The organism is Curvibacter sp. GW821-FHT09D12 (genome assembly GCF_059416245.1).
On sequence record NZ_JBWKOU010000002.1, the window covers coordinates 149,398 to 168,014 of the forward strand.

Annotated in this window: 21 protein-coding genes; 8 read left to right on the plus strand and 13 right to left on the minus strand. The window is 59.0% G+C overall.

Features of this window, described 5'->3' with window-relative positions:
- Position 1 precedes the first annotated feature (1 nt).
- Positions 2-463: a nuclear transport factor 2 family protein gene (locus AC07PT_RS03210; RefSeq protein ID WP_492348462.1), complete on the plus strand. Its 462-nt coding sequence runs from the start codon at positions 2-4 to the stop codon at positions 461-463.
- Between the two features lie 83 nt (positions 464-546).
- Here AC07PT_RS03210 and AC07PT_RS03215 read toward each other — a convergent pair whose 3' ends face one another.
- Positions 547-1,161, minus strand: a complete 615-nt coding sequence (locus AC07PT_RS03215; protein ID WP_019573903.1) for a glutathione S-transferase N-terminal domain-containing protein — start codon at positions 1,159-1,161, stop codon at positions 547-549.
- Positions 1,162-1,252: 91 nt separating this feature from the next.
- On the opposite strand from AC07PT_RS03215, the gene purB reads away from it, so the two are divergent.
- The gene (gene purB, locus AC07PT_RS03220; protein ID WP_492348464.1) at positions 1,253-2,632 is read left to right on the plus strand and encodes an adenylosuccinate lyase; all 1,380 of its coding nucleotides are present in this window, start codon (positions 1,253-1,255) and stop codon (positions 2,630-2,632) included.
- A gap of 21 nt (positions 2,633-2,653) precedes the next feature.
- Here the strand turns inward: purB and AC07PT_RS03225 are convergent, their stop codons facing one another.
- On the minus strand, positions 2,654-3,208 hold the full coding sequence (locus tag AC07PT_RS03225; RefSeq protein WP_494655757.1) for a hypothetical protein: 555 nt from the start codon (positions 3,206-3,208) through the stop codon (positions 2,654-2,656).
- 140 nt (positions 3,209-3,348) lie between these two features.
- Here AC07PT_RS03225 and AC07PT_RS03230 point away from each other — a divergent pair, with 140 nt between their 5' ends.
- Complete coding sequence (locus AC07PT_RS03230; protein ID WP_494655758.1) at positions 3,349-3,909, plus strand: YaeQ family protein; 561 nt, start codon at positions 3,349-3,351, stop codon at positions 3,907-3,909.
- A 1-nt stretch (position 3,910) separates the two neighbouring features.
- Here AC07PT_RS03230 and AC07PT_RS03235 read toward each other — a convergent pair whose 3' ends face one another.
- Positions 3,911-4,414, minus strand: a complete 504-nt coding sequence (locus AC07PT_RS03235; protein WP_494655759.1) for a DUF3717 domain-containing protein — start codon at positions 4,412-4,414, stop codon at positions 3,911-3,913.
- Positions 4,415-4,823: 409 nt separating this feature from the next.
- On the opposite strand from AC07PT_RS03235, the gene AC07PT_RS03240 reads away from it, so the two are divergent.
- The 3 genes from AC07PT_RS03240 (at position 4,824) to AC07PT_RS03250 (ending at position 6,508) form a co-directional block, all read left to right on the plus strand.
- Positions 4,824-5,555, plus strand: coding sequence for a TerC family protein (locus AC07PT_RS03240; RefSeq protein WP_494655760.1), 732 nt, complete (start codon positions 4,824-4,826; stop codon positions 5,553-5,555).
- 92 nt (positions 5,556-5,647) lie between these two features.
- The gene (locus AC07PT_RS03245) at positions 5,648-6,112 is read left to right on the plus strand and encodes a hypothetical protein (protein ID WP_492348469.1); all 465 of its coding nucleotides are present in this window, start codon (positions 5,648-5,650) and stop codon (positions 6,110-6,112) included.
- 42 nt (positions 6,113-6,154) lie between these two features.
- The gene (locus AC07PT_RS03250) at positions 6,155-6,508 is read left to right on the plus strand and encodes a phage holin family protein (RefSeq protein ID WP_492348470.1); all 354 of its coding nucleotides are present in this window, start codon (positions 6,155-6,157) and stop codon (positions 6,506-6,508) included.
- Here AC07PT_RS03250 and AC07PT_RS03255 read toward each other — a convergent pair.
- Positions 6,476-8,011 carry a M48 family metalloprotease gene (locus tag AC07PT_RS03255; RefSeq protein ID WP_494655761.1) on the minus strand — a complete coding sequence of 512 codons (1,536 nt, stop codon included), beginning with the start codon at positions 8,009-8,011 and terminating at the stop codon, positions 6,476-6,478. The two genes, AC07PT_RS03250 and AC07PT_RS03255, sit on opposite strands and share 33 nt — an antisense overlap.
- A gap of 30 nt (positions 8,012-8,041) precedes the next feature.
- Positions 8,042-8,803 (minus strand): TfpX/TfpZ family type IV pilin accessory protein, encoded by a 762-nt coding sequence (tfpZ, locus tag AC07PT_RS03260; protein ID WP_494655762.1) that lies wholly within the window; start codon positions 8,801-8,803, stop codon positions 8,042-8,044.
- A gap of 65 nt (positions 8,804-8,868) precedes the next feature.
- Here tfpZ and moaC point away from each other — a divergent pair, with 65 nt between their 5' ends.
- On the plus strand, positions 8,869-9,375 hold the full coding sequence (moaC, locus tag AC07PT_RS03265; RefSeq protein ID WP_494655763.1) for a cyclic pyranopterin monophosphate synthase MoaC: 507 nt from the start codon (positions 8,869-8,871) through the stop codon (positions 9,373-9,375).
- A gap of 29 nt (positions 9,376-9,404) precedes the next feature.
- Positions 9,405-10,352 carry a glycosyltransferase family 2 protein gene (locus AC07PT_RS03270; protein WP_494655764.1) on the plus strand — a complete coding sequence of 316 codons (948 nt, stop codon included), beginning with the start codon at positions 9,405-9,407 and terminating at the stop codon, positions 10,350-10,352.
- A gap of 143 nt (positions 10,353-10,495) precedes the next feature.
- Here AC07PT_RS03270 and AC07PT_RS03275 read toward each other — a convergent pair whose 3' ends face one another.
- The 8 genes from AC07PT_RS03275 to AC07PT_RS03310 form a co-directional block, all read right to left on the minus strand.
- Positions 10,496-11,488, minus strand: coding sequence for a glycosyltransferase family 2 protein (locus AC07PT_RS03275; protein ID WP_494655765.1), 993 nt, complete (start codon positions 11,486-11,488; stop codon positions 10,496-10,498).
- On the minus strand, positions 11,485-12,333 hold the full coding sequence (locus tag AC07PT_RS03280; protein ID WP_494655766.1) for a class I SAM-dependent methyltransferase: 849 nt from the start codon (positions 12,331-12,333) through the stop codon (positions 11,485-11,487). Before AC07PT_RS03280 ends, AC07PT_RS03275 begins: the two co-directional genes overlap by 4 nt.
- On the minus strand, positions 12,282-13,805 hold the full coding sequence (locus AC07PT_RS03285; protein WP_494655767.1) for a lipopolysaccharide biosynthesis protein: 1,524 nt from the start codon (positions 13,803-13,805) through the stop codon (positions 12,282-12,284). Before AC07PT_RS03285 ends, AC07PT_RS03280 begins: the two co-directional genes overlap by 52 nt.
- 88 nt (positions 13,806-13,893) lie before the next feature.
- Entirely contained in the window at positions 13,894-15,081 is a 1,188-nt protein-coding gene (locus AC07PT_RS03290; protein WP_494655768.1) for a hypothetical protein, read from the minus strand.
- Complete coding sequence (locus tag AC07PT_RS03295) at positions 15,078-15,815, minus strand: hypothetical protein (protein WP_494655769.1); 738 nt, start codon at positions 15,813-15,815, stop codon at positions 15,078-15,080. The genes AC07PT_RS03290 and AC07PT_RS03295 overlap by 4 nt, the downstream gene beginning before the upstream one ends.
- Positions 15,816-15,885: 70 nt before the next feature.
- The gene (locus AC07PT_RS03300) at positions 15,886-17,061 is read right to left on the minus strand and encodes a glycosyltransferase family 2 protein (protein WP_494655770.1); all 1,176 of its coding nucleotides are present in this window, start codon (positions 17,059-17,061) and stop codon (positions 15,886-15,888) included.
- Positions 17,062-17,131: 70 nt separating this feature from the next.
- The gene (locus AC07PT_RS03305; RefSeq protein ID WP_494655771.1) at positions 17,132-17,635 is read right to left on the minus strand and encodes a pilin; all 504 of its coding nucleotides are present in this window, start codon (positions 17,633-17,635) and stop codon (positions 17,132-17,134) included.
- A gap of 184 nt (positions 17,636-17,819) precedes the next feature.
- Positions 17,820-18,611, minus strand: a complete 792-nt coding sequence (locus tag AC07PT_RS03310) for an MBL fold metallo-hydrolase (protein ID WP_492348481.1) — start codon at positions 18,609-18,611, stop codon at positions 17,820-17,822.
- Positions 18,612-18,617 lie beyond the last annotated feature (6 nt).

Below are 18,617 nucleotides of genomic sequence, written 5' to 3' on the forward strand. Positions count from 1 at the left end.
CATGACCGAACCCCTGTCACCCGCCCCCGGCGGGATCGATGCCGCCGTGCAGCGCACGGTGCAGTTCTTTGAACACCTGCGCCCGACCGATCTGGCCCGACTGGGGCAGCACTACGCGGCTGATGCGGTCTTCAAGGACCCGTTCAACGAGGTGCGTGGCCTGGCCGCGATCGAGGGGGTGTTCCAGCACATGTTCGTGTCGCTGCATGAGCCGCACTTTGTCGTGACCCAGCGCGTGGTGCAGGGCCCGCACTGCTTTCTGACCTGGGATTTCTTGTTCCGATTCCAGCGCTTCTCGCCCACCCAGTGGCAGACGGTGCGTGGCGCCAGCCATCTGGTGTACGACGAGCAGGGCCTGATCACGCTGCACCGCGACTACTGGGACGCGGCCGAAGAGCTGTACGAGAAACTGCCCGTGGTGGGCCGCATGATGCGCTGGCTGAAGCAACGCGCCCGCGAGTGAGCCGTGAGCCCCGGGGCCCAGACATGAAAAAGCCGGCCAAGGCCGGCTTTTGATTGGAGGGCCATGCCCCGCACCGAGGCGCTTCAGGCCGGGCGGGTATCGGCAAAGCTGGGGCGCTGCATGAGCTTGTCCATGAGGCGCGCCAGGTTGGGGTGCTCGGTGCGCCAGGGCACCTCAGGAAAGCGGAACTCGAGCCAGCCCAGGGCACAACCCACGGCGATGTCGGACAGGCTGAGGTGGATGCCACTGCAGAAAGGCTTGTCGCCCAGGCCCTGGCTCATGGCCTTGAGGCTTTCGGTGATCTTGCCCATCTGGCGGTCGATCCAGGCCTGGCATTGCTGCTCGGGCGGGCGGTGTGCCCACACGGTTTCCATGCGTGCCAGCAGGCCGGCGTCCATCAGGCCATCGGCCAGCGCCTCCCAGGTCTTGACCTCGGCGCGCTCGCGGCCCTGGGCCGGGATCAGCTTGCCGACGGGCGACAGGGTGTCGAGGTACTCGACGATGACGCGCGAATCGAAGACGGCCTCGCCGCCCTCCATCACCAGACACGGCACCTTGCCCAGGGGGTTGGAGGTGCTGATCGTCGTGTCATCGGCCCAGACGTTCTCAATGACGAACTGGTAGTCGAGCTTTTTTTCGGCCATCACGATGCGCACTTTTCGCACATACGGGCTGGTGGTAGAACCGATCAATTTCATGTGTCTATGTCTCAGGGAATGGGACCAGGGATCCGTGCAGCGCATTCTATCGAGTCGCCCCTGTCCCGGCCCGGCAACCTACAATTCAGGGATGAGCTTCTCACCCATCTCCGCCCTTTCGCCGCTGGACGGTCGTTACGCCAGCAAACTCAGCCCCCTGCGCCCGCTCATGAGCGAGCTGGGATACATGCACCGCCGTGTGCAGGTGGAGGTGGCGTGGTTCATCGCGCTGTCCGACGCCGGTTTTGACGAATTCAAACCCCTCACCCCCGGCGCCCGCACCTACCTGCTGGGCCTGGTGAAGAACTTCTCCGAAGCCGATGGCCTGGCCATCAAGGAGATCGAAAAGACCACCAACCACGACGTGAAGGCCGTGGAGTACTGGATCAAGTCGAAGTTCGAGGCCCGCCCCGAGCTGCAGGCCGCCAGCGAATTCGTGCACTTTGCCTGCACCAGCGAAGACATCAACAACACCAGCCACGCGCTGCAGATCAAGGCCGCGCGTGACGTGGTGATCCTGCCGGCCCTGGACGGCCTCATCACCAAGCTGCGCGACATGGCGCACGCCTATGCCGACGTGCCCCTGCTGAGCCGCACCCATGGCCAGACCGCCAGCCCGACCACGGTGGGCAAGGAAGTGGCCAACGTGCTGGTGCGCCTGGCCGCCGCCCGCGAGAAGATCGCCGCGGTGAAGCTGATGGGCAAGATGAACGGCGCCGTCGGCAACTACAACGCCCACCTGTCGGCCTGGCCCGACTTCGACTGGGAGGCCTTCAGCAAGAAGGTGATCGAGTCGCCCGAACCCCTGGGCCTGGGCCTGACCTTCCAGCCCTACAGCATCCAGATCGAGCCGCACGATTACATGGCCGAGTTCTTCGATGCCGTGGCCCGCGCCAACACCATCCTGGTCGACTGGTCGCGTGACGTGTGGGGCTATGTGAGCCTGGGCTACTTCAAGCAACGCCTGAAGGCCGGCGAGATCGGCTCGTCGACCATGCCGCACAAGGTCAACCCGATCGACTTCGAGAACGCCGAAGGCAACCTGGGCCTGGCCAATGCCGTGTTGCGCCACCTGAGCGAAAAGCTGCCGGTGAGCCGCTGGCAGCGTGACCTGACCGACAGCACGGTGCTGCGCAACATCGGCGTGGCCCTGGGCTACGCCGCCCTGGCCTACAACTCGCTGATGGTGGGCCTGAACAAGCTCGAACTCAACGAAGAAGCCCTGGCAGCTGACCTGGACGCCTCGTGGGAAGTGCTGGCCGAGCCCATCCAGACCGTGATGCGCCGCTTTGGCGTGCAGGGTGCCTACGAAAAGCTCAAGGAAGTGACCCGTGGCAAGACCGTGACGGCCGAAGCCCTGCACGGCCTGATCCGTTCGCTGGAAATCCCGCAGGCCGAAAAAGACCGCCTGCTGGCCATGACGCCGGGCAGCTACGTGGGCAAGGCCGCCGAACTGGCACGCCGGGCCTGAGGCCCACAGGCCTCAAGCTGCTCAGGGCAGCGAGGCCTGGTAGGCCTGGGCGCGCTGCAGCGCCAGGGCCGCATTGTCGATGGCCTGGCGCTCGCGCAGGCGCCGCTGGGCATAACGCTCGCTGAGGCGCGAGCCCGTGCGCACCCGATTCGATTCGTCCTCACGCGGGGCCTCGCCGGCCAGATAGAGGGCCTGGGCCTGCTCCAGGTGCTGGCGGGCCAGTTCGACGGCGCGCGCCGCCTCGCTGCGGCGCTGCAGCTTCTGGTTGAGTTGCTGGTTGTAGCGGTCGATTTCGACCTGCTCATGCTGTCGCTTGGCCTGCGCCTGGGCAGCCATCTCAGGCGTCACCTTCTCGACCTTCACCGGCTGCGCCCGACCCGAGGCAATGTCGTCTTCGCTGACCCGATCGGTGAACACCGTGCGGCCTTGCGCATCCTGCAGGCGCCACACCGCGGCGGGCCCGGCCCCCGCAACCTGGGCGAGGGTGAGCGCCAAACCGGCCAGCCCGGCCCCCCGCCACAGCGTGCGGCGCCAGGGCAAAACAGCGCCTGTGGTGAAATGCAAGGTTGGACCCATGGCAGTCGATGCTCCATTCGAATGGACCGACCCACCCGCAGGCGGGCCCATCCGGCTGCCAGCATAGCCGCTTGTGGCTCGCACAGCACAGGCCCCTGCACGGGTTTTGCGACCTTCTCCTTTCAGAACAAGAACGCCTCATGGCTCTCAAATCCACCATCTTCAAAGCCGCCCTGTCGATCGCCGACATCGACCACAACTACTACGCGGACCACGCCCTCACCCTGGCACGCCATCCCAGCGAAACCGATGAACGCATGATGATCCGCCTGGCGGCCCTGGCGCTGCAGGCGCACCAGTTGCAGGACGTGTGCAACGGCGACGGCACCCTGGCCTTTGGCGCCGGCCTGTCAGACCCGGACGACCCCGACGTGTCGCTGACCGACTTCACCGGGTACAAGCGGGTGTGGGTGGAGGTGGGCCAGCCCGAAGAAAAGCCCATGCTCAAGGCCTGCCAGAAGTCGGACCAGGTGCTGGTGTACTGCTTTCACCACGCCGCCGAGGTGTGGTGGAAGACCATGGAGAACAAGGTCAGCCGCATGGACAAGCTGCAGGTGTGGCGCGTGCCCACCGAGGCCTCGCAGGCCCTGGCCAGGCTGGCGCAACGCAGCATGCAGCTGCAGGCGACGGTGCAGGAAGGGGCGCTGATGATGAGCGACTCGAAAGACACCGTAGAGATCGAGTGCATCCGCTGGAAGTGATTCAGTCGGCGGCTTCGCCGCCTTTTCGGGTTTTGCGCCGCGTGCGCTGCCGATGAACCTCCTGGGCTGCGGTCTGCATGGCTTGGGCTGCGGCGGTGGGGCCTTCGGCGGCGCGCTCCAGGTAGCGGTTGAAGCGCCAGGCCTGCCCCTCCTGGGTGATTCGGCGCCAGGTGTGGCGTTTTTCGGTGGCACTCATGCCGGGCCAGTGCTGCACCTCGTCAAAGGTGCGGCCGCAGCCCTTGCAATGGCTGTCGCCCTGGCTGGTGGAGCAGATCGCAATGCAGGGGGTGTCGGGCGTGGTGTCGTACCAGGCCTGCCAGGCCTGCCAGGCCGCCTCGGGCAGGCTGAACTCGTCGGCCTCGTCTTCATGGAAATACACCATCAGCGCATACACCTCGGCCAGCGCGCGCAGCTCGGGCGACAGAACGACCCCATCGGGCGAGGGCTTCTTGGCGCGCCAGTGGTTGATGGCGGCTTCGATGTCGGTGATGTGGATTCCGGCCATGGCAAATTCAAAACAAGGGGCGCGATCATAATCCGCCGCCACAAGCCCTGCCTGGTGACCGGGCCGCCGTGAAGCCACCTCGTTGGAATTTAAAAAACCTACAACTTGCAAGGCCTCTGCGACCAATGGTTAAATCAGGGCACGAAGGGGAGTAGCTCCCTCGGTGTGAACGGGTCTGCACCCTCGTGCAACCGCCACACCAGATCAGCAAGTCGTCAATACGAAGCCTAGGCTTCCGGCTTGTTGGGCATTTTCTGCATGACTCCATGCCGAGCAAGACCTTCGATTCGAACCTGGGACAGGTTTGGTCGAAGCGTGTCTGCCACCGCATCCGCCTGGGTGCGCGCCCAGCCCCACCATGACCGCCACCTGCCCCAGGGTTTGTTCTTGCACATCCTGGAGTGTCTTCATGGAATTTCTTTCCGCACCGTGGTGGTCCGCCCTGCTGGCCATCGTTCTGATCGACCTGGTTCTGGCCGGGGACAACGCCATCGTGATCGCCCTGGCCGCGCGGCAATTGCCTGCGCACCTGCAGAAGAAGGCGATCCTGTGGGGCACGGTGGGCGCCATCGGCGTGCGCTCGCTGATGACCGTGGGCGTGGTCTGGCTGCTGAAGGTGCCCGGCCTGATGCTGATCGGTGGGCTGGGCCTGCTGTGGATCGCCTACAAACTGCTGGCCGACGACGGCGATGGCCATGCCGACGGCCCGGCCGCCAGCACGTTCTGGGGTGCCATGAAGACGATTGTGGTGGCCGACGCCCTGATGGGCATCGACAACGTGCTGGGCGTCGCCGGGGCCGCGCACGGCGCATTTGACCTGGTGATCCTGGGCCTGCTGATCAGCGTGCCCATCGTGGTGTTTGGCAGCTCGGTGGTGCTGAAGCTGGTGGAACGCTTCCCGCTGATCATCCATGCCGGTGCCGCGGTGTTGGCATTCACGGCCGCTCGCATGATCGTGGGCGAGCCCTTGCTGGACGCGGTGTTTGATCCGCCTGAACTGATGAACACGCTGGCCCGCTGGAGCACCTACGGGGTGGCCATTGCTGGCGTGCTGGGCGCCGGCTGGCTGCACCAGCGCCGCCAGCCCCACCACCAGGGCGGCCGCACCACGCCGCAAATCAGCTCCGACCCCTCGGCATGAACCAGGCCCCTGCCATGTTCCATCCCGGATCCAAGACAGCTTCCGTTCCCGCCAGCGGCCCCACACGGCCACCTTCGTCTCAAGGAGAAACCATGGACACCCTGATTGCCTACTTCGACGATGCCGAACACGCCTGCCATCAGCTGCTGCCCCTGCTCGCGCCGGCCACCGCCCCCGCGCAGCAGGCCGCCACCCACTGGATCCTGGTGGCCTGCCCGCCGCGCATGACGCGCCGCGTGAGCAAATGGGTGAGCTACGCCAACCGCGAGAACTGGCGCGCCCGCTGGGCCGACAAGGTGACCGAGCCGGTGGTGCAGGCCGTGGTGGGCCCCGGCGATCAACTGACCCGCCTGGTGGCCCATGGCTCGCTGGCCGATCTGTCGGACAGCCTGCGCCGGCAGTTCCCCGGTGCCCGGGTGCTGGATGCGCGCCGCCCCAAGCTGGGCCAGGACCTGCCCGCCGTGACGCACAACCAGCCCGAGCCCCACGGCGCACGCTGGGCGGTACCGGGCGCCGTGGCAGGTCTGGGCGCCGCCCTGGTGCTGGCCACCGAGTAAAGCAGCAGGGTGCCGCGTGCCACCTGCTGCTATGCTGCGCCCATGAAACTGCTGCTGAAATGGCTGCTGAGCGCAGCCGCACTGATGTTCGTGGCCTACCTGTACCCGGGCGTGCAGGTCACCAGCCTGAGCGCGGCCTTGGTGGCCGCGCTGGTGATCGGCCTGTTCAACGCCGTGTTGCGCCCCATCCTGGTGGTGCTGACACTGCCCGTGACAGTGGTGACGCTGGGGCTGTTCCTGTTCGTGATCAATGCCTTCATGTTCTGGGCCGCCGCCGAGGTGCTCAAAGGCTTTCAGGTGGCCGGGTTTGGCGCGGCCCTGATCGGCTCGCTGATCTACTCGGCCCTGGGCATGGTGATCGACTCAGCGCTGCGCAGCCTGTTCCCGCAGCAGTGAGGCCACCTCGCGGGTGCGGGCATCGATGATCGAGGCCTCGACATGGTCGGTGGCGGCGCTGCCGCCGCGGCGAACCATGTCTTGCGCGGCCTTGAAACGGTCCATGGCACCGCTGTAATCAAAGTGCGCCACCTGCACCTCGGCTTCGGCCCGCAGCGCCCGCAAGGGCTTGCCAGCGCCCGCCCAGGCACGTGACAACCACTGCCATGCCGTGCCATCGTGGGGGTGAACGGTCACCCAGGTCTGCAGGGCTTCGGCCGTCGGTTCGGCCTGATCCACGCCACCCAGCGCCAGGCGCCCCTGGGTGCCCAGCAACAGCTCCGGACGCCTCACGCCCGCACCCATCGGCAGAGCAGCCGCCGTGGCAGGCTTGCCCGTGGCCAGATCGAGCTCGGCCACCAGCAGGCGCTGCAGGCGCAGGGCCTCGGGGCTCGACTGCACCAGAGGCTGCAGGCGATTGACCGCATCGCGAGCGCGAGCCCAGTCACGCAGTTGCATGGAGGCCAGCGCGGCCCCGTACAAGGCCTGCGCCTGACGCACGGGCGGTTGCTGCCGGAAAGCAGCCCCATCGGGTTCGGTCTGGCGCTGGCGCTGCAATTCGATGTTGTCGGCACTGATGGCCCGGGCCCGGGCCATGATGAGGGCGTGCTCCAGCGAGGTCGGCACCCCCCCCTTGCTGCCGGGGCGCAGCTCCTGGCGGGCCTGCATGTCGGCGATGCGTTCGGTGGTCAGCGGGTGGCTGCGCAGGTAGGGGTAGGCGCCGTTGTCGTTCAGGCGCGAAGCCTGCTGCAGTTTGTCGAACATGGTGACAAAGCCCTGGCCATCAAAGCCCGCCTGGGTCATGACGCCATAGCCCACCCGATCGGCCTCGCGCTCCATGTCGCGCGAGAACTTGAGCTGATTCTGCACCGTGAGTGCCTGCCCCCCCACCACCAGCGCGCTGGCGGCATCGGGGCTTTTGCTGGCCGCCAGGGCGGCCAGGATCAGCGCGGCCACCAGCAAAGGGGTCTGCTGGCTGTCCTTGCTCATCATGCGCGAGATGTGGCGCTGGGTGATGTGGCTGAGTTCATGCCCCAGCACCGACGCCAGCTCGTCGCGGTTGGCCACGATGGCGATCAGCCCCAGGTACACGCCCATGTAGCCGCCCGGCAGCGCAAAGGCGTTGACCTGGCGGTCCTTGCCCAGCAGCACCTGCCAGGCAAAACGCTCGTCCTGATCGGGCGTGAGTTCGCCGCGCTGGCGGGCCGCCTGCATCAGCTGCTGCCAGATGCCCTCCACGTATTCCTGCAGCACCGGGTCATCTAAGTAGTCCGGGTCACGGTAGAGCTCACGCGCAATCTGGTCCCCCAGGCGGCGCTCGGCGCCCAGGGTCATTCCATCGCCATCGCCCAGGGCGGGGAGCTGGGCAGGGGCAAGGCTGGACAATCCAAAGACGAGCAGCAGCGCCAGCCCTGCAGTGGCCCGCCGATACAGGCGACTGGATGATCGGGACAGAATCGACAAAATGACTCCACTGGGCCTCGACGGCCCGGCTTAGAAAGGATCAACGGGCAGAAACCCGATGATTTCGGCAGATTGGTTGTCGACCACGACCGTCCAGACCACCTTCCTACCCACCAGCGGCAGATAAGCAGCACGATCCCAGGATCGGCCAGCCCGCTTGAGCACGTCGTCGGCCTGGTCGACGATGTCTGGGAAATGCTGTTTCAACTCCAGCAAGGGCTTGCTTGCACTCAAGACCGCTGCTCGGGCATCAGCATAAGGCTGCCACAAATCCACTCGCCCAGCCAGGGCCATGCCCTGCAGGGCCGCCATCGTGGCGTCCAGTCGCTCCTGCTCATTGTGGAATGAGCGCAAACTCAGGAGCGTGGGGCCCGTCCAGGGAAGCGCCACGATGCCTGGCGGAACCCGGCCCAGCAAGGGATCCTCCACTTGATTTGCATGGGCGACGCTAAAGCGGTTGTATTCAAAAACAAGGTGGACGGGGCGTGCCACAGACACCGACCACAGCCCATAGCACAAGGCAGCAACTTGCAGCAGGCCGATCAGGGTGCAATCCAGCAACAATTCCCGGCGCTTTTTCTTGAGGGGGTTAAATAGCAAAAAAGTGATCGTGGGTCCTATCACCACGTCCACCCCCATCAACAACAGAAAGAGCTCTCGACCACCAGAAACCTCTCTGTAGGGGTAGGGGTACCACAGGCCAAACACCAGGCAAGCTGCCAAAATCGCAACCGCAAGACTCAGGCTCAGGTGCAAGCCGAAGGCACGTAAGCGGATTTTCAAAGAATTCATGACCGTATGATGGAGCGATGACGTCAACGGGACGTGAATATAACGCCCCCCTCACTGAAGCTCCGATGAACTCGCTCACCCATTTTGATGCCCAAGGCCAAGCCCACATGGTCGACGTGGGAGACAAACCGATCACCCGACGCATCGCTGTTGCACAAGGCCGCATCGAGATGAAGGCGGCAACTCTGGCACTGATCCAATCCGGCACCGCCAAAAAAGGCGATGTCCTGGGCATCGCCCGCATCGCAGGCATTCAAGCGGCCAAGAAGACAAGTGACCTGATCCCCTTGTGCCACCCGCTGGCGTTGACAAGGGTGGTGATCGACTTTGAACCAGTGACAGAAAGCCCCCAGACGCCTGCCTCCGTGGGTTGCACGGCTCGGGTCGAGACGACCGGCCAGACTGGTGTGGAGATGGAGGCGCTGATGGCCGTCCAGGTGGCTTTGCTCACGATTTACGATATGTGCAAGGCGGTGGACAGGGGAATGGTGATCGCCCACACCCATTTGCATGAAAAATCTGGTGGTAACTCAGGGCGGTACGTGTCCGAGCAATCTGCCGTTCCAAAATAATCCTCAGCAGTGTCGCTAAATTCTCAGCCATGATGTCCACACCGAAGGTCCAAGTACTGATATCGACTTTCAACGGTGAAAAATTCATCCGCGCTCAGATTGAGTCCATCCTCAGTCAATTGCCGGTAGATGGTCAAATCACCATCCGTGACGATGGGTCCAGCGATGGGACCATGGCGGCCATCGAGGCGATCGCCGATGCGCGAATTCATTTAGTACAAGGTAACAATCTGGGTTTCGGTGGCAGTTTCATGCGTTTGATTCAGGAGGCAAGCATCGAAGCAGACATGGTCATGCTTTCAGATCAGGACGACATATGGTTTCAGGACAAAATTCAGCGCTCATGGCTGGCACTGGCTCATTTGTCAGAAACTCCTGCACTGTACTGCAGCGCCCAACGATTGACCGATTCAAATTTAAATCCTTTGAATGATACAAAACCATGGGCGCGCCCTCCTGCATTTGAAAATGCCATCGTTGAGAATATCGTCACAGGATGCACTGCCGCATTCAACCGCAAGGCTTTGCTACTGCTGCAAAAAAACACCGATCTGACCAAGATCTACTTCCATGACTGGTGGCTCTATTTAGTCATGAGTGCACTCGGTCAGGTCATCTATGATCCTCAACCCAGCCTTTATTACCGCCAACATGGCAATAATGTAATTGGTCATGGTGCAGGCCTGATCATGCGTCAATTACAAATGCTTAAATTTCTTCTGAAGCACGACTGGGCCAACATCCTGGTTGAGCACGTCCATGCATTCAACAGAAGCTATCGCCACCTGCTAAACGAAAATCAGCGAAAAATAATAGACGCACACTTTTCGATCACAGAAAACAGCATTTCCTTGCGTCCCAAATTATTTTTCAACAATGATTTATGGCGCCAAAATCAGGCTCACGAAATTCCACTGAGGATTCTATTACTAAAATGGCACCTCAAATCATTCCGCAGATTGTCTTTCACCGACTGATTACATGACCAGATAAAAACCAACAGCCAGTGGATGGCATCCTCAAAAAAATAAGAAGAAAACGAGACGTTCAACACGTCTCATACTATTCATGCACCCTGGGTCTTGAAGCGCAGGTGATGTGAGCATCCTTGATACGGAGATCAAAGTCTCGGAAACATCACAGGCATACCGCCAGACCCAGCCAATTTCATCAACAGCCAGAAGCGAGACCGCGAGCATAAACCGGCCACGGCCAGAACGCATAAAGGCCATAGCAGGGCACTCCATCGTACCCGTAGAGATTTTTTGAGAACATCAATTCTCAGCCAAAAAGAATAATCAAATATCCATCTAGGCTGTTTCATCAGTGTCGTCAAAATATAATGAGCAATGGCTCGATGTTTGATTTTAAAATTGGCTTGTGGGAGCACTCGGATCAGGGCCGACAGATATGCCGCAGTGAAGTCGAAGAATTGATGACGCAACATGGAAGTGCTACTCATCCATCGATAGCAGGCAAGGGGTTCATTGACAAAACCGAGCCGACCGACCTGCGCCAAGGTTAAATGAATTTCATAATCAATCATGGGAAGCGTCAAGCCCAGCATCAAAGGTTTGACTTGGGAACGATAAAGCATGGAGCTAAAGTTCAAGAAATTTCCATGCATCGCCAAATAATCAAAATCAATTTTTTCTGGCTGCGGATTGGTAAACAGGCCAACAAGCGAATTTTTCGAATTGATCACAAATGCATTTGTATAGCAAGCAACAAAATCATGTGAAGCCTCAAGAAAATTCACTTGACGGATTAATTTTTCTGGCAACCAAAAATCATCCCCATCAAGATGCGCCACATAATTTCCTGATGATTGGCGCACCAGGAATTTAAAGTTTTCATTGGCACCAAGATTTACCTCATGCCGTATGACTCGTAATTTTTTTGGATGATCAGCTTCGATTCCAAAAAGAATTTCGGCACTTCCATCAGTAGAACAATCGTCGCCAACCAAGATCTCTAGATCAAATATGTGCCCCTGCCCACATTGGGATAGCACACTCATCACTGTGGCTTCCACATAATCTTTTTGATTGTAGGTGGTAATACAAACAGAAACCAACGGTTTCTGCCGCACAACTTCAGGGATAGGCGTCATGAGTAAGGCTTTTTAAATAACAGCAAAGACTCTCGTCGGTTGACTCCGGACACATTTGCATCGATGTCAGGAAGCAAATCTTCGTGTTGTCTGACACAGGAAACAAGTCCGGTAGAGCAAAGACGGTCTACGACATCGCGCCCGAAAAGACGCAGGTGATCTTCTTGCCCATATGCATTGAGACGTGCCAATGGCGTTTCCACCCCAGGATCTTCAAATGTGGTGTGAAGGCTCTCTGAATAGGGGACCTGCAGCAGGGCCAGACCACCAGCTTTCAGACATCGATAAATCTCATGCAAGGCAAGCACGTAGTTATCGACGTGTTCAAGTACATGATTAGCAATGATGAAGTCAAAGGTGTTCCCGTCATGTGGAATGGCCTCAATACTCATGCGTACCACCGAAGGTTCTTGCGGCGCAATGTCTGCACAGATATAGAGTGACGGTTGATGGTTCTGAATAAAATGGCGAAGATGACGCTCAGGTGCAAAATGCAATATTGTCTGCCCACGCCAGGCCTCTACCAGCCCCAATTTCGAGAGATACATGAACGCATGGCGCTCTCGATCATGACATCCGCAGGAAGGGCACTCAAAATGATCTGGGTCACTACCTACCGTGCGGAGTTCACGCAAGAGTGGGGGCACAGATCGACTTCCACCCTGATAGGGAAGAAAGAATTGAACCTTTTTATCGCAAAGAACGCAGTGGCAAGATGCCCCTAAGGGAACACGCCCAAGCATTCGAAGCATCTGATGCATGACGACTGAAGTGAATGATCGTTGAAACAAGATCAGGCCTTTGAAATAATCTTCATGATTTTTTGGAAAGAATCCAAAATCCACTGCCGGCTGTCCTCAATGGCAAAGCCAGTGATCAACAGGCACACGCTATAAATAGCTCCCAATTGAATTACCGCAAAAAATCGATGTTCAGAAATCGAGAGTGGCGACAACACCAACATCACGACGATCGGGCAAAACAGTGTCGGCAAGACATCCTTGCGCAGCCAGCGCCCATAGGGTAGGGGCAGAACTTTTCGATGAACAAAGGGTACCCAAGTCAGGAAGAATAGCAAATTCGCACCTGCCCAAACGGCACCGGCCCCCTTCAAGGAGAAAACTCCAGCAGCCAAGGCAAGCGACGGCAACAAGAATATCAAAAATAAAAGCGCACCTAATAAATGCCATCGGAGCTGTCCAATTGCAAATTGCAGATAGAAAGTAACTCCTCCTAGAGCCACCAATCCATTACCGAATGCATAACCCATCAAAACCGGTGTGGCGTGCTGCACGATCACTGAATTGCCGGTCCACGCCTGCAAGACCTCCTCTGCTCGAAATATCAAAATGGCGCAAAGAGGCCAGATCATAAGGCCTATCCACCGAGTGGCTTGGCGATAAGCCGAGGTCAAGTTATCTGAATCTCCGTTCGCATGATGCATCGCCAGGCGCGTAGACACAATACTCTGCAAAGGGAGAGTAACAATTAAAATACCACTGGCCAACATGGTTGCAGCACTGAACTCAGCAAACTGCTCAATACTCCATATGCGCGACAGATATAACTTATCAGACTGAGAAAAGAGTATCCATAAAAATGCAGCAAAGGCCATTGACAAAGCAAATCGCCAGGGCACAGCGACTGGCCCAGTCGGTAAATCACACCCATTCTTCAAATCATCAATAATATAAAAGCACCTGTATCGAGATAGCAATATCTCGAAGAAGTTTGAAAAAATATTAAGAACAAAATAACAAGGCAGTGTCAGAACACCCGATTGAACCAAGCCAATGATCAAGAAAAGTCTTGCAATCGCCACAACGAGCACTTCTATCGCCAACCAATTCAATTGTCTGGCACCGACCAAAACACCTCGATAAACTTCCAGCTGATTTTTGGTCGCAATGGTGATCATGATCAACCACAGACTGTCTTGCAGGGACACAGGGTCTGTGGCCTGCACATGGGACCAGTTTTGGTATATCAGCAGTATCGGCCAAACCAAAACCAGACCAGTGAAGGAGCTGGAAATGGCAACCCACCGTTCCGCTTTGCGCAGCAACATCGCCAGGCGCGCCCATTGAATCTCGGTGACGCACATGGCACTGCCACGCGTCAATGTCGACGCAAGCCCCAAATCACAGAGTTGCAGGCAGGCCTGCAAGACGCTGGCAAATGCGACGACGCCAAAGAAACTCACGCCCGCGTAGTACAGCAGCAGGACCGGAACCATCAAGGCAAGTACAGATGTGGCCATCTGCGAGAGGTAATAGAGCCAGGGCCCGGCTGAACCCTGTTGGTTTTTGGCATTCATGAGCGAATCGACACGTGAGGAATCCTCAAGCAGGTGCGTGAGATACGCTGAGCCGGCCCGCCAGGGGCCGAGGCAACAGCGGAAAACCTCAATAGCGTCTTTCCCAGGGCAGGCCGGAGCGCCCCCTGATGTTGTCGCAATCGAAGGTGAAATCAGATCGCAAGACCTCGTCCACCCGGCCCAACGGTTGCGCCATCAGACTGCGCCAGTAGCGGTATTCAACGCGGTGATCATCAAAAACAAAGAGCTTCATGTCTGCATCAGCGTAGTGAACCATGGTGCCGTGAGGCACTCTGTATTTGCCCCCGACACGGCTGTCGAAAAAACGGTGGCATTGACGATCCATGACGGCCATCACCTGGTCAACCTCTGGCGGAAAAGATGCCTGCTCGGCGGGTGGCAGCACCTGATCGACGTAAGTCAGGTTGCACAACATGAAGCCTGGTACGACCACCCCCTCGGCTTGCTTGGAATGAGGCCCCAGCACATTCAATCGGGATGCATCTGTGAATGTGATGTAGGAGCATGCACTCGAATCAAATGCCAAATGAATTGGAGACAAGCGCTCGTTCATCGTGTCGATGAACTCCTGCGAAAGCCGCCCCTCAGGGGACAACATTCCCTTCACGCCGGCCAGCAATGCACGAATCCTCTTGGAGCCTGCCAAAATCTCTTTGATGCGACGCCCATCCGCATCACTGTCCAGGTCCGCCTGGCGATTGGCCAGGTTCAGCCAACGCGAGTCCGGGTGAGCCCGTGGTGCGATCAAAGAGTAGGTGTTGGTCGAGAGCGTGACGTAAGTGGCAGGCTCGTCCGTCATGGAAGGAGGCAATACCAAAGGGAACACAGGAGCCTCTCGCCACGGAGCAAAGGCGGCCCCTTCAAATGGCCCCGCGAGGTACACCACATAGGCCTGCAGCCCACATAGCGCGAAGGCCAGGGTTAATTTGAGGCTTTTCGTACAGGGCCAACGATGGATCACCGATAGGCAAGCCAAGCCCACCAGCATCAGGCCAGCAATGAAATAGCGCCCATTTCCACTGGTGTAAAGCCATACAGCAAATAAAAGGCCCAACAAGGCCAGCAAGCGCCACATGGCCATGGCAGGCTGCCAGGCGCGACGAAAAATCGCCAAACCCAGCACCAGCATCACCAGAAGCAGGCCAAACCGCAGATCCGGTGCAATGACCTCCACGTAAGTGCCCGCATCGGGTGCAGCCATGGCAACCGGCCGCCAAAGCGCGTCGCGCCAAGTATCGGGCTGAAAGCGGATCATGGACTCCACCCCACCAGCAAGCGCAAGGGAGCCATCCATTCATCCATGAAGGGGTAAAAGGGGTTGCCAAAATGATGCCAAAGCTGCCAGCCCCAAGGCAGGTAGGTCAGAACGCAGGCTGCGACTGTGATGCATCCCGCCACGAAGCTTCTACCCAAGCGCAGCGCTGGATGCCCCGGCGCCCACAGCCAGAGCAGTGGGAGACACACCGCCAGGGGCCCATTGCTCCATTTGAGCGCTACCGAAATGCCAGCCAACAGGCCAGACAGGTAGATCCAACGCGATTTGCCGCCCGGTGCGACAGGCTCGCAGGCCAGAAGCGCCAGCGCAATAGCCCACAGCAAGGGCACGCTGGCCAGAACATCATTGGAGGTAACAGCTGTGTAGGCCACCAACACGGCACTGAAAAATGACAGTAGCAAGGCAGCGAAGCGCATGCCTGCGTCGTACCAGCTTGAACCGGGGATGCACACCTTGACCGCAGCATACACAGGCGGAATAGCCAGCGTGTGCAAGCCCACCCAGATGACGCCGACCCAGCGGCCATCCAGCGAACTCATGTAAAGCTGGTAGACCGGCCAATAGAGGTAGGGGTATTGATAGGACTGGCTCCCCGCAGCCCAGAAATCACGATCAAACCGGACATGATTTGCAACCCAACCTAGATAAATATGGTGGTTGAGGCCGTCCCAGTTCAGAATCATTTCGCCACGCACCAACGGAAGCATCAGCATGGCCATCGCCAATACCCCGCAGCAGACAAGCGCTTCGGTTCGTGTTGACCAGAATGGCCAAGGTGTGAACTTACGGGGCAGCATGGCTCGCTGGCTTGGCACCCGAATGCCAACAGAACTGCAACGCCGTGGCAAACATACTGCCAAATCCAATCTGGATGCCAACGATCATGAGTGTGACCGAGGGTATGGCTGAGCGCATCACCTCAGTCGGGTCGAGCGCACCAAATCCCTGTCGCTTCCAATCCAGGAAAAGTCCCAGCGACCATAAGAAGCCCGCCAAAAAGACCAAGAGGCCACCTAATAGCCCTCTCTCGGTGCTGATCCAGGGTTTTAGCCATGCCATCCAGCCTACCTGCGGTGCGACACCGAACAAGCCAGCCATCCATTGAATCAGCAGGGCCATCTGAACAAACTGAACACCCAGCACAATCAACGCACTCATGTACAAAAACGAGTGGATGCCCAAACCGACATGGTGCAGATGAACCGGACCGCTAGCCAGCAGTCCCAAGCCAGCCAGGCCCAAACACATTGCCATCAGTCCGGGGTAAAGAAACAACCACCGCGGGCAAAAGAGCAACAGAAATTTGAGATGCCGCCAACCATCGCGCCAGGATCGTAAATGGGGTGGGCGTCCACGACCGTCCGGATAAAGAACAGTCGGCACCTCAGAAATCCGCAGACCGCCGAGACTGGCCTTGGCCACCATTTCGCTGGCGAACTCCATGCCCGGAGTCACTAAGCCCAGACCAAGAATGGCCTCACGAGAAAAGCCGCGCAGGCCACAGTGAAAATCACCGATCGGCGTTTGAAAGAACATACGGCCGACAAAGCTCAGCACCGGGTTGCCGAGATAACGATGCAACCGAGGCATGGCCCCATCGCGGATGCCGCCTTGAAAGCGGTTGCCCATGACCAGCTCGGCACCCTGGCGCAACTCAATCAGAAAAGCGTCCAGCGCAGCAAAGTCATAACTGTCGTCTGCATCGCCCATGATCACGTAACGCCCCCTAGCGTGGTAAATACCAGCCATCAAGGCCGCGCCATAGCCACGCTGGGAACAATGCACCACCCGGGCCCCCAGACTCTCGGCAAGCGCCGGAGACCCATCCGTCGATCCGTTGTCACTGACCACGATCTCACCCTGCAGATTCATCCTCTTCAGAAAGGCCTGTCCTTTGGAGATACAAGCTTTCAGTGTGGCGGCCTCGTTCAGGCAAGGCATCAGGATGGTCAGTTCCATAATCAATCAAGGCGCAATAACAAAAAGGCGGCCAGCAGGCCGCCTTTTCAACATCAACTGCCGAAGTCGCTTACCCGCGGCAAGTAGAAGGCAGATATTTGGCAGGAATGGTGGTACCAACACCGCCGCAGATCCAAACATTCACAGCCAGACCAGGTGCAGAATTAGCAGCCGCCGCTGTACACGTGCCAGTTTGATACCCATTAGCAGTGGGCGCACTTGTACACGGCTGCAGTGTCAAAGAGTTAGTCGTCGTCGTCAATTGAGTGAGATTTGTGGTGTTTGCCTTAACAGTCACGATACCGGAAGCATCAGTGGCAACGCTCGTCACATACTTCGAACCCGTGGTATTTTCGCAGCCCCAAGAGTTTGCACCAGGGATCGTAGAACCTGACTGGAAAGCCTCACTGATGGAGGTACGGCAAGACGAAGCTGCCAAGATAATTTCCGACACCTTGGCACGCACGGTGTAGTCCTGGTAAGCCGGCAGAGCCACGGCAGCCAAGATGCCGATGATCGCGACCACGATCATCAATTCGATCAGGGTGAAACCCTGTTGGACGGTACGCTTCATGTGAAAACTCCTGAAATGAAGGGGAAGAGCGGTCGAGTTCAGCAGATTCCGTGCCATGCGAATCCAGCGGTTTTGTGCGTAGCTTGACGCCCTGAAGGCCTTTTGATTTCCAAAGGTGTCATATGTGTATTTTTGCTGCTGCCGAGAGGACAAATTTGTCAGAACAAAATTGTCACCCCATCCCTCAGATCTCGAACACATCGCCCGAAGCGAGCCACGCCAGGGTCAAGGGCCATCCCACGGGGTGCTCGGCCTGTTGTTCCAGGGCCTGAAGTTGGGCCGCGATGTCGGCCGTCTCGGAGGGCTTGGTGTGGGTGATGTGGATCGGGAACCCCGGCTGCTCACCCAGCAGACGCAGTTGTTCGATCAGGCTGGTGGGTGACAGGTGGCGGCTGCGCACGGCAAGTTCATGCTCCGCCTCGCCAAAGGCTGTCTCGATCACCAGGGCCTTGACGGGCAATTGCCGGATGCGGGCCCAGAAAGCAGGGTGGCCACAGGTGTCGCCCGTGAAGACCCAGGCCCCACGGCCGGCATCGACAGAGAACCCCACGGCAGGCACCGCATGGTCGGCCGGCAACACCTCGATCTGACAGGGACCGCAGGACAGAACATCTCCGCATTCGAACGGATGAAGAGTGACAAAGGGCCGGGCAGGGTTGGGGAGGCGGGTGAAATCGGGCCAGATGACGTCGTTGAACACATGCTGCCGCAAGGCATGCAGGGTTTGCGGCAAGGCGCGCACGCGCAACGGGCTTTGGCGCCATTTGCTCACGGCATCCAGCATCAGGGGCAAGGCGGCGATGTGGTCCAGGTGGGAATGGGTCAGGAACACATCATCGACGCGCACCATTTCCTCCAGGGTGAGCTCGCCCACACCGGTTCCGGCGTCGATGAGAACCGAGTCACCGACGAGAAACGAGGTGGTGTGGCAACCTCTGGCAATGGCGCCCGAGCAGCCAAGAACCCTGATTTTCATGCGCAA

Bases quoted from the DNA above. Each gene is read 5' to 3' on its own strand.
- AC07PT_RS03245 (WP_492348469.1), top strand. From the start codon at position 5,648: ATGGACACCCTGATTGCCTACTTCGACGATGCCGAACACGCCTGCCAT.
- AC07PT_RS03290 (WP_494655768.1), bottom strand. From the start codon at position 15,081: ATGATCCGCTTTCAGCCCGATACTTGGCGCGACGCGCTTTGGCGGCCG.
- AC07PT_RS03240 (WP_494655760.1), top strand. From the start codon at position 4,824: ATGGAATTTCTTTCCGCACCGTGGTGGTCCGCCCTGCTGGCCATCGTT.
- AC07PT_RS03250 (WP_492348470.1), top strand. From the start codon at position 6,155: ATGAAACTGCTGCTGAAATGGCTGCTGAGCGCAGCCGCACTGATGTTC.
- AC07PT_RS03305 (WP_494655771.1), bottom strand. From the start codon at position 17,635: ATGAAGCGTACCGTCCAACAGGGTTTCACCCTGATCGAATTGATGATC.
- tfpZ (WP_494655762.1), bottom strand. From the start codon at position 8,803: ATGAATTCTTTGAAAATCCGCTTACGTGCCTTCGGCTTGCACCTGAGC.
- AC07PT_RS03225 (WP_494655757.1), bottom strand. From the start codon at position 3,208: ATGGGTCCAACCTTGCATTTCACCACAGGCGCTGTTTTGCCCTGGCGC.
- AC07PT_RS03230 (WP_494655758.1), top strand. From the start codon at position 3,349: ATGGCTCTCAAATCCACCATCTTCAAAGCCGCCCTGTCGATCGCCGAC.
- AC07PT_RS03275 (WP_494655765.1), bottom strand. From the start codon at position 11,488: ATGACGCCTATCCCTGAAGTTGTGCGGCAGAAACCGTTGGTTTCTGTT.
- purB (WP_492348464.1), top strand. From the start codon at position 1,253: ATGAGCTTCTCACCCATCTCCGCCCTTTCGCCGCTGGACGGTCGTTAC.
- AC07PT_RS03300 (WP_494655770.1), bottom strand. From the start codon at position 17,061: ATGGAACTGACCATCCTGATGCCTTGCCTGAACGAGGCCGCCACACTG.
- AC07PT_RS03310 (WP_492348481.1), bottom strand. From the start codon at position 18,611: ATGAAAATCAGGGTTCTTGGCTGCTCGGGCGCCATTGCCAGAGGTTGC.
- AC07PT_RS03295 (WP_494655769.1), bottom strand. From the start codon at position 15,815: ATGCTGATGCTTCCGTTGGTGCGTGGCGAAATGATTCTGAACTGGGAC.
- moaC (WP_494655763.1), top strand. From the start codon at position 8,869: ATGAACTCGCTCACCCATTTTGATGCCCAAGGCCAAGCCCACATGGTC.
- AC07PT_RS03210 (WP_492348462.1), top strand. From the start codon at position 2: ATGACCGAACCCCTGTCACCCGCCCCCGGCGGGATCGATGCCGCCGTG.
- AC07PT_RS03215 (WP_019573903.1), bottom strand. From the start codon at position 1,161: ATGAAATTGATCGGTTCTACCACCAGCCCGTATGTGCGAAAAGTGCGC.
- AC07PT_RS03270 (WP_494655764.1), top strand. From the start codon at position 9,405: ATGATGTCCACACCGAAGGTCCAAGTACTGATATCGACTTTCAACGGT.
- AC07PT_RS03235 (WP_494655759.1), bottom strand. From the start codon at position 4,414: ATGGCCGGAATCCACATCACCGACATCGAAGCCGCCATCAACCACTGG.
- AC07PT_RS03285 (WP_494655767.1), bottom strand. From the start codon at position 13,805: ATGAATGCCAAAAACCAACAGGGTTCAGCCGGGCCCTGGCTCTATTAC.